General features: G+C 69.0%; 15 protein-coding genes. 14 read left to right on the forward strand and 1 reads right to left on the reverse strand.

Going from position 1 to position 15,141, the window contains the following annotated elements; translation table 11 throughout:
- Positions 1–14: 14 nt before the first annotated feature.
- On the reverse strand, positions 15–857 hold the full coding sequence (locus DEW08_RS29995; protein WP_245987099.1) for an N-acetylneuraminate synthase family protein: 843 nt from the start codon (positions 855–857) through the stop codon (positions 15–17).
- A 243-nt stretch (positions 858–1,100) separates the two neighbouring features.
- Here DEW08_RS29995 and DEW08_RS30000 point away from each other — a divergent pair, with 243 nt between their 5' ends.
- Genes DEW08_RS30000 through DEW08_RS30065 form a run of 14 tightly spaced genes read left to right on the forward strand, consistent with a single transcriptional unit; the run spans position 1,101 to position 15,134 of the window.
- Positions 1,101–2,111, forward strand: coding sequence for an NAD-dependent 4,6-dehydratase LegB (locus DEW08_RS30000; RefSeq protein ID WP_109334367.1), 1,011 nt, complete (start codon positions 1,101–1,103; stop codon positions 2,109–2,111).
- On the forward strand, positions 2,108–3,316 hold the full coding sequence (locus DEW08_RS30005; RefSeq protein WP_245987095.1) for a LegC family aminotransferase: 1,209 nt from the start codon (positions 2,108–2,110) through the stop codon (positions 3,314–3,316). Before DEW08_RS30000 ends, DEW08_RS30005 begins: the two co-directional genes overlap by 4 nt.
- Positions 3,313–4,506, forward strand: coding sequence for a UDP-N-acetylglucosamine 2-epimerase (gene neuC, locus DEW08_RS30010; RefSeq protein WP_109334369.1), 1,194 nt, complete (start codon positions 3,313–3,315; stop codon positions 4,504–4,506). The genes DEW08_RS30005 and neuC overlap by 4 nt, the downstream gene beginning before the upstream one ends.
- A complete protein-coding gene (locus DEW08_RS30015) occupies positions 4,503–5,135 on the forward strand; it encodes an acetyltransferase (protein ID WP_109334371.1) in 633 nt (210 codons plus the stop codon). Before neuC ends, DEW08_RS30015 begins: the two co-directional genes overlap by 4 nt.
- On the forward strand, positions 5,132–6,211 hold the full coding sequence (locus tag DEW08_RS30020) for a nucleotidyltransferase family protein (protein ID WP_245987096.1): 1,080 nt from the start codon (positions 5,132–5,134) through the stop codon (positions 6,209–6,211). Before DEW08_RS30015 ends, DEW08_RS30020 begins: the two co-directional genes overlap by 4 nt.
- A gap of 7 nt (positions 6,212–6,218) precedes the next feature.
- Positions 6,219–7,154 carry a Gfo/Idh/MocA family oxidoreductase gene (locus DEW08_RS30025; protein ID WP_109334373.1) on the forward strand — a complete coding sequence of 312 codons (936 nt, stop codon included), beginning with the start codon at positions 6,219–6,221 and terminating at the stop codon, positions 7,152–7,154.
- Positions 7,147–7,866 carry an acylneuraminate cytidylyltransferase family protein gene (locus DEW08_RS30030; RefSeq protein ID WP_109334375.1) on the forward strand — a complete coding sequence of 240 codons (720 nt, stop codon included), beginning with the start codon at positions 7,147–7,149 and terminating at the stop codon, positions 7,864–7,866. The genes DEW08_RS30025 and DEW08_RS30030 overlap by 8 nt, the downstream gene beginning before the upstream one ends.
- 2 nt (positions 7,867–7,868) lie before the next feature.
- A complete protein-coding gene (locus DEW08_RS30035) occupies positions 7,869–8,699 on the forward strand; it encodes an SDR family oxidoreductase (protein ID WP_109334377.1) in 831 nt (276 codons plus the stop codon).
- A 39-nt stretch (positions 8,700–8,738) separates the two neighbouring features.
- Positions 8,739–9,713 (forward strand): class I SAM-dependent methyltransferase, encoded by a 975-nt coding sequence (locus DEW08_RS30040; RefSeq protein WP_109334379.1) that lies wholly within the window; start codon positions 8,739–8,741, stop codon positions 9,711–9,713.
- Positions 9,710–11,200 carry a surface carbohydrate biosynthesis protein gene (locus tag DEW08_RS30045; protein WP_109334381.1) on the forward strand — a complete coding sequence of 497 codons (1,491 nt, stop codon included), beginning with the start codon at positions 9,710–9,712 and terminating at the stop codon, positions 11,198–11,200. The genes DEW08_RS30040 and DEW08_RS30045 overlap by 4 nt, the downstream gene beginning before the upstream one ends.
- On the forward strand, positions 11,197–12,273 hold the full coding sequence (neuB, locus tag DEW08_RS30050; RefSeq protein WP_109334383.1) for an N-acetylneuraminate synthase: 1,077 nt from the start codon (positions 11,197–11,199) through the stop codon (positions 12,271–12,273). The genes DEW08_RS30045 and neuB overlap by 4 nt, the downstream gene beginning before the upstream one ends.
- Positions 12,270–13,247: an imidazole glycerol phosphate synthase subunit HisF gene (gene hisF, locus DEW08_RS30055; RefSeq protein ID WP_109334386.1), complete on the forward strand. Its 978-nt coding sequence runs from the start codon at positions 12,270–12,272 to the stop codon at positions 13,245–13,247. Before neuB ends, hisF begins: the two co-directional genes overlap by 4 nt.
- Positions 13,244–13,936 (forward strand): imidazole glycerol phosphate synthase subunit HisH, encoded by a 693-nt coding sequence (gene hisH, locus DEW08_RS30060; RefSeq protein WP_168220573.1) that lies wholly within the window; start codon positions 13,244–13,246, stop codon positions 13,934–13,936. Before hisF ends, hisH begins: the two co-directional genes overlap by 4 nt.
- Positions 13,937–13,946: 10 nt before the next feature.
- The gene (locus DEW08_RS30065; RefSeq protein ID WP_109334388.1) at positions 13,947–15,134 is read left to right on the forward strand and encodes an N-acetyl sugar amidotransferase; all 1,188 of its coding nucleotides are present in this window, start codon (positions 13,947–13,949) and stop codon (positions 15,132–15,134) included.
- The last annotated feature ends 7 nt before the right edge of the window (positions 15,135–15,141 follow it).

Raw genomic sequence — 15,141 nt, forward strand, 5'->3', positions numbered from 1 at the left:
ATCCGGCTCCCGCCTCAGGAGGCGGTCGCAGGCTCGGTCTCCCAGTAGCGCAGCTTGCGGGCAACCGCCTTTTCACCATCCAGGACCCGCTTGACGCCGTCACCGAGAACCACCGGGACCTTGCGGAGTTGGGCCACCAGCGTCTCGATGCCGCGCCCCTCCAGCGAAGCCGCCTGATCGCTGCCGTACATGGCGCGGCTGATGGTGATGTGCCGCTCGATGGCGACGGCCCCCATCATGGCGGCAACCACCGAGGGCGACACCGAAGGCTCGTGGCCGCTATATCCCACCGGACACCCGTAGCGCTCCGCCAGTGCGGGGATGCAGCGCAGGTTCAGATCCTCTTCCGCCGCCGGATAAGTGGCGACGCAATGCATGAGGGTGAAGGGACAGTCATGCCGGCGGAACACCGCGACGGCGCGGTCGATGTCGGCATAGTCCGCCATGCCCGTGGAGATGAAGGTCGGCTTGCGTTCCCGCGCGACCGCCTCGACCAGGGCGTCATGGGTCAGCATGGCGGACGCGATCTTGTTGTAGGGACAGTCGTAGCGGCGCAGGAACTCCTGGCTCGGAACGTCCCAGGCGGATGCGAACCAGGCGATGCCGAGTTCGCGGCAGTAGGCGTCGATGGCGTCGTATTCCGTTACCCCGAACTCCAGCGCCTCTTTTTGCGCGCGCTGCGTATTGCCCCACGGGCTCTCCCGCGGCTGGTCCAGGAATTCAGGAGTATAGACGATGTCGATCGTCCGCTTCTGGAACTTTACGGCATCGCAGCCAGCCCGGTGCGCCAGGTCGATCAGCTTCTTCGCGACGCCCAGATTGCCGTTATGGTTGATCCCGATTTCGGCGATCACCATGATGTGCTTGGCAACGGACTGAACGCCGACGGGAATGGTGTCGGTAGACAAGTGATTGTTTTCCATGGTTCCTTATCCCACCTCGTGCGGCGTGCATCCTCGCTCTTAGCACCCAATGAATTAACCGATTCTTTATCACGCCCGCCTGAGAACAGCTTTTCGGATCCCGGTCCGCGTCGAGGGAATCCCGCCGGGAATGCGGGCATGGGCACCGGACGGCCGCCAAGTGGACGAAGGGGGATCATGATCGATATTGCGCGAAGCACGGTGCTGGTGACCGGGGCGGACGGGTTCATCGGGTCGCACTTGGTCGAAGCGCTGGTCGCCCGCGGCGCCGCAGTGCGCGCCTTCGTCCAGTACAATTCCTTCGGCCGGGCCGGCTGGCTCGACACCCTCCCGGCGGAAACCCGTTCCGCCATAGGGATCATTGCGGGCGACATCCGCGACCCCTCCCAGGTCCGTGCAGCCGTCCAGGGGTGCGGGGTGATCCTGCATCTGGCGGCGCTGATCGCCATCCCCTACTCGTACCGGGCGGCGCACAGCTATGTGGAAACCAACGTCACCGGGACGCTGAACGTGCTGGAGGCGGCACGCGAAGCAGGGATCGAGCGGCTCGTCCACACCTCCACCAGCGAGGTTTACGGAACGCCGCAGCGCGTGCCCATCGACGAGACCCATCCCCTGAACGCTCAGTCGCCCTACGCCGCCACCAAGATCGCCGCCGACCAGCTCGCCCTCTCGTTCCACAAATCCTTCGGAATACCGGTCACGGTTCTGCGGCCGTTCAACACGTACGGACCACGGCAGTCGGCCCGCGCCCTGATCCCGACGATCATCACCCAGATCGCGCGCGGGGCCGGCCGCATCAGGCTCGGCGCCCTGACGCCGACACGCGACTTCTCCTTCGTGACGGACACCGCCTCCGGCTTCATCGCCGCCGCCGAAGCCGACACCGCGGTCGGTAAGGTGACCAACATCGGCAGCGGATTCGAGATTTCAGCCGGCGAGACGGCACACCTCATCGCGGAACTGATGGGCCGGACGGTCGAGATCGACTGCGAGGCTGAACGCCTGCGTCCTGCCGCGAGCGAGGTGGAGCGGCTGTGGGCCGATACCACCGAAGCCGCCCGCCGGTTCGGCTGGGCCCCCTCCCATGGCGGCCGGGACGGCTTCCGCCGGGGATTGGAGCGCACCATCGCCTGGTTCTGCGATCCGGCGAACCTGGCGCTGTACGGAGAGGGATACCAGTTGTGAACGGCGGCACGTTCGATCTCGACGCCGCGTTGGCCGCCCTGCGTGGTGTGCTGTCCGCGCAGCGGCCGATGCCGCTGCACGAGCCGGTCTTCGCCGGGAACGAATGGGCCTACGTCAAGGATTGCCTGGACACCGGCTGGGTATCGTCGGTCGGCTCCTATGTCGACCGGTTCGAAGCGATGCTGGCGGAGCGCTGCGGCGTGGCACACGCGATCGCCACGGTCAACGGCACCGCGGCCTTGCATCTCGCCCTGCTGGTGGCAGGGGTGAAGGCCGGAGACGAGGTCCTGGTTCCCGCCCTGACCTTCGTCGCCACGGCCAATGCCGTCGCCCATTGCGGGGCCGTGCCCCATTTCGTCGACAGTGCCCCCGACCGGCTGGGACTCGATCCCGTGGCGCTCGAAGACCGGCTGCTCCGAACGGCGCGACGGAGCGGCGGGATCTGCATCAACCGCCACACCGGGCGGCGGATCGCCGCCATCGTGCCGATGCATGTCTTCGGCCATCCGGTCGACATGGAGCGGCTGGGGGACATCGCCGGTTCGTGGGGGCTGCCGGTCGTGGAGGATGCAGCCGAGGCGCTCGGCAGCACGCTGCGAGGCCGGCCGGCCGGCAGTTTCGGCCAACTCGCCGCGGTCAGCTTCAACGGCAACAAGATCGTCACCACCGGCGGCGGCGGTGCAGTGCTGACCGACGATGCGGAGTTGGCGCGCATGGCCCGCCACCTCTCCACCACCGCCAAGCACCCACACCCCTGGGCTTACGAGCACGACGCCGTCGCCTTCAACTACCGGCTCCCGAACCTCAACGCCGCACTCGGCTGCGCACAGCTCGAACAGCTCGACGGCTTCATCGCCGCGAAGCGATCGCTGGCCGCGCGCTACAGGGCGGCGCTGGACGGTGTTGCCGGCCTGCAGGTCGTCGCCGAGCCGGAGGGCTGCCGCAGCATCCACTGGCTGAACGCCGTACTGACGCCGGACCGCGACGCCCGGGACACCCTGCTCCGCGCCACCCACGGGGAGGGTCTGCTGACCCGTCCGGCATGGAAGCCCATGCACCTCCTGCCCATGTTCGCCGACGCCCCCCGTGCGCCGTTGCCCGTGACGGAGGATCTGCAGGCCCGCATCGTCTGCCTGCCAAGCGGAGTCCGGGCCGCCGGGGAGGACGGCCGGCTCCCGCCCCGCCGGAAAGGCGGTCGGACATGACGCGCCGGATCTGTGTGTTCACGGGCGGCCGGGCGGAGTACGGACACCTGCGCGGCCTGATGCGGCACCTGGATGCCGACCCGGGCGTGACGCTCCGGATCCTGGTCTCGGGCATGCATCTGGCGGCGGAGTTCGGGCACACCGTCGACGTCATCGAAGCCGACGGCTTCACCATCGCCGCCAGGGTCGAAATGCTGCTGTCGGGCGACACGCCCTCCGCAACGTGCGCGTCCATGGGCCTCGGGCTCATCCGGTTCGCCGACGCGCTGGACCGGCTGCGCCCCGACCTCCTGGTCGTGCTCGGCGACCGGTTCGAAGCCCTGGCGGCTGCCCAGGCGGCCCTGGTCCTGGGGATCCCCATCGCCCACCTGCATGGCGGCGAAGCGTCGGAAGGCGTGCTCGACGAAGCCTTCCGTCACGCGATCACCAAACTCGCGCACCTGCATTTCGCTGCCGCCGAGCCCTACCGGCAGCGCATCATCCAGCTTGGCGAGGCTCCGGACCGGGTGTTCACCGTCGGCGCGCCCGGGCTGGATGGAGTTGGCGACGGGCCGCCCATGGACCGGACGGAACTGGAGGAGGAACTGGGGTTCCGCCTGGGGCCGGTCAATTTCCTGGTCACCTATCACCCGGTCACGCTGGGCGGCCGGCCGCCGGAAGCGGCCGCAGCGGCTCTGTTCGACGCCCTTGATCGTTTCCCGCATGCCCACGTGATCGTCACCAGGGCCAATGCCGACAGCGGCGGACGGGCCATCAACACGGCCATCGACCGCTTCGCCGCCGACCGTCCGGGCCGCGTCTTCGCCACCGCCTCGCTTGGCCAGCGACGCTACCTGTCGGCGATGTATCACGCCGACGTCGTCATCGGAAACTCGTCGAGCGGCCTGATCGAGGCGCCGGTCGTAGGCCGCCCGACCGTCAATCTCGGCGACCGCCAGAAGGGGCGGCTGCGTGCACCCTCGGTCATCGACTGCACGGAGGAGGCCGGGGCCATCGCGGCAGCCGTGGAACGGGCCCTTGGTCCGGAGATGCGGGCCGTGTCGGCACGGCGCGAGAGCCCCTATGGCCGTGGCGGCGCCGCGGCACGCATCGCGGGCATCCTGGCACGCTTTCCGCTCGACGGCCTCCTGCACAAGAGCTTCCACGACCTGCCCGCGGCAGGCCCGGCGCAGGAGGCCGTCCCGTCATGACCCTGCCTCCGGTCGTCCTTCTGGGTGGGGGCGGACACGCGCGGGTCCTGGCCGACACGCTGCGGTGCGCGGGCTTCTCCGTCGCCGGCGTCGCCGGCCCGACCCCTCCTGCCTGGCCGGGCCTGCCCTGGCTCGGCAGCGACGACACGATCCGGCAGGCGGTGCCGGAACCGTTCCTCCTCGCCAACGGCATCGGTGACATCGCGCTCCGCCACACGCTCTACGACCGCATGGCGGCGCAGGGACACGGTTTCGTCACCGTGTGCCATCCCGCCGCGACCGTCGCGCAGGACGTGATGCTGGCGGACGGCGTGCAAGTGTTCGCCGGGGCGGTCGTCCAGCCGGGGGTCGAGGTCGCGGCCGACGCGCTTCTGAACAGCCGGTGCTCGATCGACCATGACTGCCGGATCGGCCCCCACGCCCACGTCGCGCCGGGGGCGGTGCTGTGCGGTGGTGTCGTCGTCGGCGAGGGTGCGCTGATCGGTGCCGGAGCGGTCGTGACCCCCGGCCGCCGGATCGGGGCCTTCGCACGGGTGGGCGCAGGCGCCGTCGTGGTGGAGGACGTGCCCTCCGGCACTGTGGTGGCCGGCGTTCCCGCACGCCCCCTGCGGAAGGATGAGGATCGATGAGCCGGAGGGAGACGATCCCGTCCATGGAAGAGCGCCTGAAGGCCCACACGGTCGCGCCCTCCTGCACCATCCTGGAGGCCGTGCAGTGCATCGACCGCAACGCGCTTCACATCGTCCTGGTGACGGATACGGATCACCGTCTTCTCGGCACGGTGACGGACGGGGATGTGCGCCGGGCAATCCTGCGGGGGGTACCGCTGGCCGCACCGGTCGGCGACATCATGGAACGAAGCCCGGCCGTGGCGCAGGTCGGCATCGGCGAGACGGAGGCCGCGGCCCTTCTCCAGGCACGCCGGCTACGCCACCTGCCGGTGGTCGACGGGAACGGGGTGGTGGTCGCCCTGCTCGGCCTCGACGAGCTGATCAGCGGCACGCGCCGGCCGAACGCCGTTCTGCTGATGGCCGGCGGACTCGGCATGCGCCTGCGGCCGTTGACCGAAACGATGCCGAAACCGATGATCCCCATCGGTGGCAAGCCGCTGTTGCAGACGATCATCGAATCCTTCATCGCACAGGGGTTCCACAACTTCTACATCTCGCTGAATTACCGCGGCGAGGTGATCCGCGAACATTTCGGAACGGGTGAGGCGTGGGGCGCGCGGATCCGCTACATCGAGGAGCAGGAGCGGCTGGGCACCGCCGGCTGCCTGGCCCTGCTGCCGGACCGGCAGGAGCATCCGCTCCTCGTCATGAACGGGGACATCCTGACGGCGGTCAACTACCAGCACATGCTCCAGTTCCATGCCGATTCCGGAGCCGCCGCGACCATGGCCGCCTTCGAGCAGCAGTTGCACGTCCCCTATGGCGTCCTGGAACTGGACGGGCCGCGGCTGGTCCGCGTCGTGGAGAAGCCCGCCCATCAGTTCTACATCAACGCCGGCATCTATATCCTCGACCCGGAAATCCTCGACCACCTTCCGGCGACGCGGCCTTATGACATGCCAACGCTGTTCGAGGATCTGATCGCCCGCGGCGGCAAGGCGGCCGCCTTCCCCATCCGCGAATACTGGCGCGACATCGGCCGATGGACCGACCTGGAACTGGCCGAGGCCGAGTTCCCGGACGTCTTCAAATGAGGCCCGCATGAGTCCCCCCCTCCTCGACGGCACCGCACTCGTCATCGGGCAGGGCTCGATCGGGAAGCGGCACGCCCGTCTGCTCGGCGAGCTCGGTCTGGAGGTGGCGACCGTCAGCCGGCGCCCCGGCGGCGACTTCGCCGGCATCCCGGAGGCCCTGGCCGCAGGATCCTGGGATCTGGCCGTGGTGGCGACCGAGACGGCGGCCCACCGGCCGGCACTCGGCACCCTGGCGATGAAAGGCTTCACCGGGCGCGTCCTTGTGGAAAAGCCTCTGTTCGACCATCCCGCCCCGCTGCCGGACCATCGCTTCGCATCGCTTCACGTCGCTTACCAGCTCCGTTTCCATCCGGCACTCGTCTGGCTGCGGCACCGGCTGCGGGACGAGCGGGTGCTCTCGGTGCAGGGCTATGTCGGCCAGTATCTGCCCGACTGGCGGCCTGGCCGCGACTACCGCCGGTCCTACTCTGCCCGGGCGGCGCTGGGCGGCGGCGTGCTGCGGGACCTCAGTCACGAACTCGACTATCTCGGCTGGATACTGGGGCCGTGGAGGAGGCTGGCGGCGCTGGGCGGCCAGTCGGGCGCGCTGGAGATCGACAGCGAGGACGTGGTGGTGCTCCTCGGGGAACTGGACCGTTGCCCCGCCCTGTCCCTGCAGCTCAACTACCTGGACCGGCAGACCCGGCGCGAGCTGGTGATCAACACCGCGTTCCATACGGTTTCGCTGGATCTCGTGACCGGCACGGGCCGGGTTGACCGGGATCCGCCACAGATGTTCGCGGTGGAGCGGGACGGGCCCTACCGGGCCATGCACCGGGCGATCCTCGACGGCACCGCGGACGGGCCCTGCGAAGCCGGCGGCGGCATGGCGGTGCTGGCAGCCGTTGCCGCGGCCGAGACGGCGATACGCGAGCGTCGCTGGGTGGAGGTGGAGAATGGCTGACCGGACGCCCAAGCGCCTGTGCACGATCTGCGCCCGCGGCGGCTCCAAGGGGCTGCCGGGCAAGAACATCCGCCCGCTCCTGGGGCGGCCGCTGCTCGCCCATTCCCTGCTGCAGGCACGCGCGAGCGGCCTGTTCGACGCCGTCGCCGTCAGCAGCGACAGCCCTGCCATCCTGGAGGTGGGCCGCGCCTGGGGAGCGGATCTCCTGGTCGAGCGGCCGGCCGCCATGGCGACCGACGATGCCGGCAAGCTGCCGGCCATTCGTCATGCGCTCTCCATCGCCGAGGACAGGCTCGGCATCCACTTCGACACGCTGGTCGACCTGGACTGCACGTCGCCGCTGCGGCTTCCCTCAGACATCGCCGGAGCGGTCGCCCTGCTGGAGGAGAGCGGAGCCGGAAACGTCATCACCGGTACTCCGGCTCGGCGTTCTCCCTACTTCAACATGGTGGAGACCGGGCCGGACGGCGCCGTCCGGCTCGCCAAACAGCCGGAGGGTGCGGTCCTGCGCCGCCAGGATGCGCCGCCCTGCTACGACATGAACGCCTCGATCTACGTGTGGAACGTCCGCGGCTTCACCGGACATGGGCCGCTGATCGATGCGGACACACGGCTGTTCGTCATGCCGGCGGAGCGGTCCGTCGACATCGACGCGGAGCTGGATTTCGCCATCGTCGAGTTCCTGATGCAACGCGCCGGCGGACCGGAGTGACCATGGACCCTCTCCTTCCCGACTATCGCGGGCTGTTCGACCTGACGGGCAAGGTGGCCGTGGTCACCGGCGCCTGCGGCATCCTGGGTCAGCATTTCTGCAGCGCCCTGGCCAGCCATGGCGCTACGGTGGCGGCCGTCGACCTGGATGCGGAGGCCGCCGCACGGCTCGCCGCCGACCTGACCGGACGCTTCGGCACGCCGGCCATCGGTCTCGCCTGCGACGTCAGCCGGCCAGACGCCGTCGCGGAAGGAGTGGAACGCGTGTGCGGCGCCTTCGGCCGCATCGACGTCCTGCACAACAATGCGGCCTCCAAGTCGGCGAGCCTGGACGCCTTCTTCGAACCGGCCGAGACCTTCGCGCTGGAGACTTGGCGGGAGGTCATGGCGACGAACCTGGACGGGATGTTCCTGATGGCGCAGGCGGCCGGCCGCCGGATGGTGGAACAAGGCGGCGGCAGCATTATCCAGACCGCGTCGATCTACGGCGTGGTGGCGCCCGACCCCCGGATTTACGAAGGCTCCTCCTATATGGGCCGGCCGATCAACACGCCGCCGGTCTACAGCGCGTCCAAGGCCGGCGTGCTTGGCCTCACCCGCCATCTGGCGGCTCTCTGGGCCCCGCACGGCGTGCGGGTCAACACGCTCACGCCCGGCGGCGTGGAAAGCGGCCAGAACGACGCCTTCCGTGAACGCTACGGCGCCCGCGTGCCCCTCGGCCGCATGGCGAAGGCGGCGGAAATGGTCGGGGCCCTGGTGTGGCTGGCATCGGACGCCTCGTCCTACGTGACCGGCCAGAACATCATTGTGGATGGAGGGCTCACCGCGTGGTAGGCCGCTGGCGCCCGCGCGGCACTGCATAGGGAACGGATCATGCTGTCAAAGCTGCTGGCGCAGCATATCGGCGTCAACGTCGCGAAGATGCGGGCGCCCAACTTCCTGGAACGCCAGGACGAGATGGAGCGCGCCAAGGTCGCGCGGATCGAGCGCGGCGCCGGCTGGCGCAGCGTCGAATCCTGCCCGCTGTGCGGCGGTGCCGCCGCGACCCATGTCCTGACCAAGCGCGGCTCGGACATGGTCGCCTGCACGGGCTGCGGCCTGTACTACCACCGACGCATTCCCGCCGATCTGGGCGACGTCTACGATACCGGGGCCTATGAGGTCTATTCCCGACCCGAGGACGACGAGCACTTCACCTACCGCAAGGAACGCTTCGGACGCGAACGCGTCGCCATCCTGGAACGCCATGGCGGCCCGCTGGCCGGCAGGCGCCTCCTCGATATCGGCTGCGGCGCCGGCTGGTTTCTCGCGGCGGCGCTGGAGGCCGGCGCACTGGCCTTCGGCACCGACTATTCCATCGCCAACCGGACGGAGGCCGCGCGCCGCACCGGCGTGCCGATCTTCGACCAGAACCTCGACCGGCTGCCCGAGCGCGATTTCGACATCGTCACCCTGTTCGACGTCATCGAGCATGTGCCGGAGCCGCTGCCCTTCCTGCGGCAGGTGGACAGGCTCCTGCGTCCGGGCGGCCTCCTCCTGGTCTATACGCCCAACGCGGACAGCTTCGCCGTCCGGGCGGCCGGCCCGCTGGCGTCGATCATCGACCCCACCGAACACATCCTGCTGTTCACCCTCGACAGCCTGAGGCACCTCGGCGATCGGATGGGCTACGAGCTGCCCTATCTGGAAACCCGCGGCCTTGACGTCGCCGGTTGCCTCGCGCTACCGGATCTGGCGGAGTCCGTGGACGGCGGCTTCCTCGTCCGCCATGCCGACGCGCTGCAGGCGATGATCGATGCGGCTGGCTGCGGAAACTATGCCCGCGTTCTCTACCGGAAACGCCCATGATCAGGCAGTCAGCCGGACAGGCTCATCAAATCTCGGCGCTTCCCAAGGACGAGCGCATCGTCGTCCTGATCGTCGACCACCCGCGCCGCGACCTCGCCGGGCTCGTCCTGGTCGCCCGCGCGCTATGCGCCTCGGGTCGCGCATGCGCACTCATGCCCGCCAACCTGCGCTTCTGGGAATTGCCGGCAGTGCTGGACCGGGTGGACTTCGTCCTGCTGCAGAATGCCGTCCAGGGCAACGAGGACATGATGGCCCTGCTGGCGCGCGAGGGCATCCCCTACGGCGTCCTGCAGTCCGAGGGATCGGTGTATTTCGAGGAGCCGGGACCGGACGACGCGCCGATGACGCGCAACGACACGCTGGACGGGCTGATCCTGGAGAACGCCGCCCTGCGCGACCGCGTCGCGGTGTTCTGCGCCTGGACGGAGTGGGTGGCCGACTATCTGGTGCATTTCGGCTATTTCCGGCCGGACCAAGTCGCTGTGACCGGAACGCCGCGCACCGACCTGCTGGTAGCGCCGCTGGCCGGCGCGTCGCGCAGCCTGTCCGCCTCGGCAGGGCGCTACGGACGGCCGCTGGTGATGGTCAACTGCACCTTCACCATCGCCAACCCGCGCTTCGTGACGCCGGAGCAGGAGATCAGCTACGCGGTGAGGGACAGCAACGGCAAGTTCACCCGTCCTTTTCTGGAGGCCTACCAGCACTCGGCACGCGATGCCCTGCAAGGCACCGTGGCGCTGACCAACGACCTGGCGCAGCGCTTTCCGGATGTGGCCTTCCTGGTCCGGCCACATCCCTTCGAATCCCTGGACATCTACCGCGAGACCCTGCTGCCTCTCCCCAACCTGCATCTGGACGGCAGCGGCAGCATCGAAGGCTGGCTGCTCCGTGCCGACGCCGTGATCCACTGGTGCAGCTCGACCGCCATCGAGGCGGCGGTGGTCGGCATTCCCGCCCTCCAGCCGCAATGGCTGCCGCAGATCCGCCGCGTACCGTTCGCCGATGCCGCGAGCGTCGCCTGCGACACCCTTGAGGATCTGGCCCGCCACCTGGAAGCCATCGTCGCCGGCCGCTTCACGCTGTCCGGGGAAGAACGCGCCCGCATCGATGCGACGGTACGGCGCGCTTTCCATATGGCGGATGGACAAGCACACCGGCGCGTCGCCAGAGCCGTCCTGGCCGCGCTCGACCGGACGGGGGGCCGAACCGGGGAAGCGGCGGGGCCACCGCGTGATCTGCCGGCGGTTCCGCAGGCCTCGCTGGAACGCTGGCAAGCCTCCGACAAGCGGTTCGACGCGCATGATGTCCATGCCATCCTGGCGGCGGTGGATGGGGCATCCGGGGCCGCAGCGGCTTCCCCCGCCACCGCCCTCCCCGTTCCAGGCACGCAGGCGGGCATCTTCGACCCGCACTTCCCGGCACCGCAGAGCGTTGTCCTCATTCCTGCGGCGGCGGCCTGCAGGGCGATTCCGCAGGACGCCTCATGAGCGCCGCGCCGGCTTTGCGCTTTCCCCGTACCTTCACCATCGCCGGCCGGCCGATCGGTGCGGGACACCCGTGCCTGCTGATCGCCGAAGCCGGGGTCAACCACAACGGCTCCGCGGAGCTGGCGCACCGGCTGATCGATGCCGCAGCCGAGGCCGGGGCCGATGCGGTGAAGTTCCAGACCTTCCGTACGGACGGCCTCCTCACCTCCGATGCTCCCAAGGCGGCCTACCAGGTGGCGAACACCGGCACGGGCGGCAGCCAGCAATCCATGCTGCGCGCGCTGGAACTGCAACCGGACGTCTTCGCCGGGTTGTCGGAGCATTGCGCCCGCCGGGGCCTCCTGTTCCTGTCCACCCCGTTCGATCATGAGAGCGTCGACCTCCTCTCCGCCCTCGGGATGCCGGCTTTCAAGGTCCCCTCAGGCGAGGTGACGCATCCGGCCCTGCTGGAGCATGTGGCGGCGCAGGGACGTCCGGTACTGCTGTCCACCGGCATGGCGACACTGGCCGAGGTGGACGAGGCGGTACGCTGCCTGTCGGGGGCCGGTTGCCGCGAACTGGCACTGCTGCAATGCACCTCGACCTACCCGGCCCCGCCGGAAGAGGCCAACCTGAGGGTGATCGGCACCTACGCGCAGGCCTTCGGGGTTCCCGTCGGCTTCTCCGACCATACGCTCGGGGAAGCCGTGGCACCCGCGGCGGTGGCTCTCGGCGCCGTCATGGTCGAGAAGCACTTCACCCTGGATACCGCCCTCCCGGGTCCGGATCACCGGGCCTCGCTCGACCCGTCTGGCTTCCGCCGCCTGGTGGCGGCGGTACGCGCGGTGGAGGCCGCTCTCGGCGACGGGATCAAGCGGCCGACGGCCGGCGAAATGGACACCCGCGCCGTGGCGCGCCGCAGCCTGTTCGTCCGGCATGCCCTGCCGGCAGGCCACCGGCTGACGGCGGTGGATCTCGTCGCGCTGCGGCCAGCCGGCGGCATCGCCCCCAACCATCGCGACCTCATCCTTGGCCGGCGGACCACAAGGCCCCTGACCGGCGGCGAACGCCTCGACTGGAGCGACCTCGCATGACCCGAGCCGGAACCATTCCCGCCCCCGCCCCCGCCCCCGCCCCCGCCATCCGCCTGATCCCGCGGATCGAGGTCAAGGGACCAAATCTCGTGAAAGGGATCCAGTTCGACGGCTGGCGGGTCCTGGGCCTGCCGGAACGGTTCGCCGGGCTCTACAGTGCCGGGGGAGCCGACGAGATCATCCTGCAGGATGTGGTGGCGAGCCTCTTCCGCCGCCCTCCCCGGCTCGACGTCATCCGCCGGGTGGCCGCCGTGACCACGGTGCCCCTGACGGTCGCCGGCGGGATCCGCTCGGTGGAGGACGTGCGCGCGGTGCTGCGGGCGGGTGCGGACAAGGTCGCCATCAACACCGCGGCCATCGCCGACCCCGGCTTGCTGCGGGATGCGGCGCGCACCTTCGGTGCACAGTGCATCGTGGCGTCGATCGAGGCGATGCGCACGGGCCGCGGCCGCTACGAGTGCTTCGTCGACCATGGCCGGCAGCAGACGGGCATCGATGTGCTCGACTGGGCGCGCAGGGCCATCGACCTCGGCGCGGGGGAGATCCTTCTGACCTCGGTCGAGCGCGAAGGAACCGGCGAGGGCTTCGATCTGGAGCTGACCGCCGCCGTCTCCCGCGTGGCGCCCGTACCGGTGATCGCCTCGGGTGGAGCCGGCCGGCCGGAGCATGTCGTCCAGGCGGTCCGTGACGGTGCCGCGGATGCGGTCGCCGCCGCCTCGCTGTTCCATTTCCGCTACGCGCAGCCGGTCGAAGGGCCGACCCTGCACTGGCTTTCCCCGGATTTGCGGATGGGTACGCCGGTTGATTCCGGCAACGTCGATTTCCTCAACCACGGCTATGGCGGGCTGCGCGCGATCCTCGTCGAACCATGCGCGATCGCGACGGTGAAGCAGGCCATGGCCGCGGCCGGAATTCCGGTGCGTCCGGACGCAACCGACGCGACCGAAGCCACCATTGCGTGGAGCACCCCATGACCGCCGCCCGATCGTCCCTGCCGATCGTCATCGTCGATTACGGGCTCGGCAACCTGTTCAACCTGGAACGCGCCTTCCTCGATCAGGGTGCCGCCGAGGTCCTGGTGAGCGGCGACCCGGCCGAGATCGCCGCCGCACAGGCCATCGTCCTGCCCGGCGTCGGCGCCTTCAAGTCCGGCATGCGCCGGCTCGAGGAGAGTGGTCTTGCCTCCGTCCTGCGCGATGCCGCCAGCAAGACCCCGATGCTGGGGATCTGCCTCGGCATGCAGCTGCTGCTCGACGCGTCGGAAGAGGATGGGCACTGGCCGGGCCTGGGGATCGTTCCCGGCCGCGTGCGCCGCATCGAACCGGAGGCATCGGGCGATGCTGCGACGACGAAGGCACATCTGAAAGTTCCGCATATGGGATGGAACGCCATCGAGCCGCCGGACGGGCGGACGGACGATCCCTGGGCGGAGACCCTGCTGGAGAAGGTGCCCCCGGGCAGCCTGATGTATTTCCTCCACAGCTATGTCGTGGAACCGGAAGCGCCCGCCTCCGCCCTGGCGATCACCCGCTACGGACGCGACCGCTTCTGCTCGGTGCTGCGGCAGGACCGGGTAATGGGGTGCCAGTTCCACCCCGAACGCTCGGGCTCGACCGGACGAGCCATCATCCGGAGCTTCCTGAACCTCGCGCAACGGACCTAGGACGAAGACCATGCAGACGATCCTGGACCGCCAGTTCAACGACCTCCCCGACGACGTCGCCTTCTGCCGGAACTGCGTGGTCTCCAACCAGCGGCCGCGCACCCTGTTCAACGAGCATGGCGTGTGCTCCGCCTGCCAGTGGTCCTACGAGAAGGACAACGTCATCGATTGGGAATCGCGCGAGCAGGAGCTGGAGCGCCTGTGCGACCAGCACCGCAGTCGGGACGGCAGCTTCGACGTCGTCGTGCCCGGCAGCGGCGGCAAGGACACCGCCTTCGTCGCCCACCAACTGAAGCACAAATACGGCATGCACCCGTTGTGCGTGACCTGGACGCCGTTCGAATGGACGGACATCGGCTGGCAGAATTTCCGCGCCTGGAACAACGCCGGGTTCGACATCATCCTGGGCCAGCCGAACGGCCAGCTCCACCGCAAGCTGGCCCGCCTCGCCTTCGAGCTGAAGGGGGATGCCTGGGAGCCCTTTGCCTACGGACAGAAGGCCTGGGCGTTCCACATGGCCGCGCGCTTCGGCATCAAGCTGATCATGTACGGCGAGAACGGGGAGCTGGAGTACGGCGGCTCGACCAAATACAAGCACAAGCCCAAGGAAGGGCCGGAGGAATGGACCCATGAATACTACAAGGGCAGTTCGGTCGACGACCTGATCCGCGCCGGCCGCGACCGGGGCCTGCTCAGCCGCGAGGAGGAGATGCAGGAGACGGTCCGCTGGTACAAGGCGCCGCATCCCGACGTCATCGCCGCCCAGGGGATCGAGATGCACTGGTTCTCCTACTACAGGAAGTGGATCCCGCAGGAGAACTGGTACTACGCGGCCCGGCACTGTGGGTTCCGCGCCAATCCCAAGGGACGTTCGGAAGGCACCTACACCAAATACGCGAGTCTCGACGACAAAGCCGACGGCTTCCACTGGTACCTCAGCTACATGAAGTTCGGCATGGGCCGCTGTTCACGGGACGTGCAGACCGACATCCGCCGCCACCACCTGACCCGGGACGAGGGTATCGCGCTCGTCCGGCGCTATGACGGGGAATTCCCGGCCGAACATTATGACTGGTTCCTCGACTATCTCGGCATCGACGACGGCTTCTTCTGGCAGGTGATGGACTCCTACCGCCGGGTGTCGAAGGTCTGGACGCAGGCCGACGGCGAATGGCGGCTGACGCATGTGGTGTCCTGACCCGGTC

The sequence above is a fragment of the Azospirillum thermophilum genome (genome assembly GCF_003130795.1).
In the GTDB taxonomy this organism is placed as follows: domain Bacteria; phylum Pseudomonadota; class Alphaproteobacteria; order Azospirillales; family Azospirillaceae; genus Azospirillum; species Azospirillum thermophilum.

Excerpts from the sequence above, each read along its gene's own strand:
- DEW08_RS30035 (WP_109334377.1), top strand. The coding sequence starts at position 7,869 with ATGGACCCTCTCCTTCCCGACTATCGCGGGCTGTTCGACCTGACGGGC.
- DEW08_RS30045 (WP_109334381.1), top strand. The coding sequence starts at position 9,710 with ATGATCAGGCAGTCAGCCGGACAGGCTCATCAAATCTCGGCGCTTCCC.
- hisH (WP_168220573.1), top strand. The coding sequence starts at position 13,244 with ATGACCGCCGCCCGATCGTCCCTGCCGATCGTCATCGTCGATTACGGG.
- DEW08_RS30065 (WP_109334388.1), top strand. The coding sequence starts at position 13,947 with ATGCAGACGATCCTGGACCGCCAGTTCAACGACCTCCCCGACGACGTC.
- DEW08_RS29995 (WP_245987099.1), bottom strand. The coding sequence starts at position 857 with ATGGTGATCGCCGAAATCGGGATCAACCATAACGGCAATCTGGGCGTC.
- DEW08_RS30000 (WP_109334367.1), top strand. The coding sequence starts at position 1,101 with ATGATCGATATTGCGCGAAGCACGGTGCTGGTGACCGGGGCGGACGGG.
- DEW08_RS30015 (WP_109334371.1), top strand. The coding sequence starts at position 4,503 with ATGACCCTGCCTCCGGTCGTCCTTCTGGGTGGGGGCGGACACGCGCGG.
- DEW08_RS30025 (WP_109334373.1), top strand. The coding sequence starts at position 6,219 with ATGAGTCCCCCCCTCCTCGACGGCACCGCACTCGTCATCGGGCAGGGC.
- DEW08_RS30020 (WP_245987096.1), top strand. The coding sequence starts at position 5,132 with ATGAGCCGGAGGGAGACGATCCCGTCCATGGAAGAGCGCCTGAAGGCC.
- hisF (WP_109334386.1), top strand. The coding sequence starts at position 12,270 with ATGACCCGAGCCGGAACCATTCCCGCCCCCGCCCCCGCCCCCGCCCCC.
- DEW08_RS30040 (WP_109334379.1), top strand. The coding sequence starts at position 8,739 with ATGCTGTCAAAGCTGCTGGCGCAGCATATCGGCGTCAACGTCGCGAAG.
- neuB (WP_109334383.1), top strand. The coding sequence starts at position 11,197 with ATGAGCGCCGCGCCGGCTTTGCGCTTTCCCCGTACCTTCACCATCGCC.
- neuC (WP_109334369.1), top strand. The coding sequence starts at position 3,313 with ATGACGCGCCGGATCTGTGTGTTCACGGGCGGCCGGGCGGAGTACGGA.
- DEW08_RS30030 (WP_109334375.1), top strand. The coding sequence starts at position 7,147 with ATGGCTGACCGGACGCCCAAGCGCCTGTGCACGATCTGCGCCCGCGGC.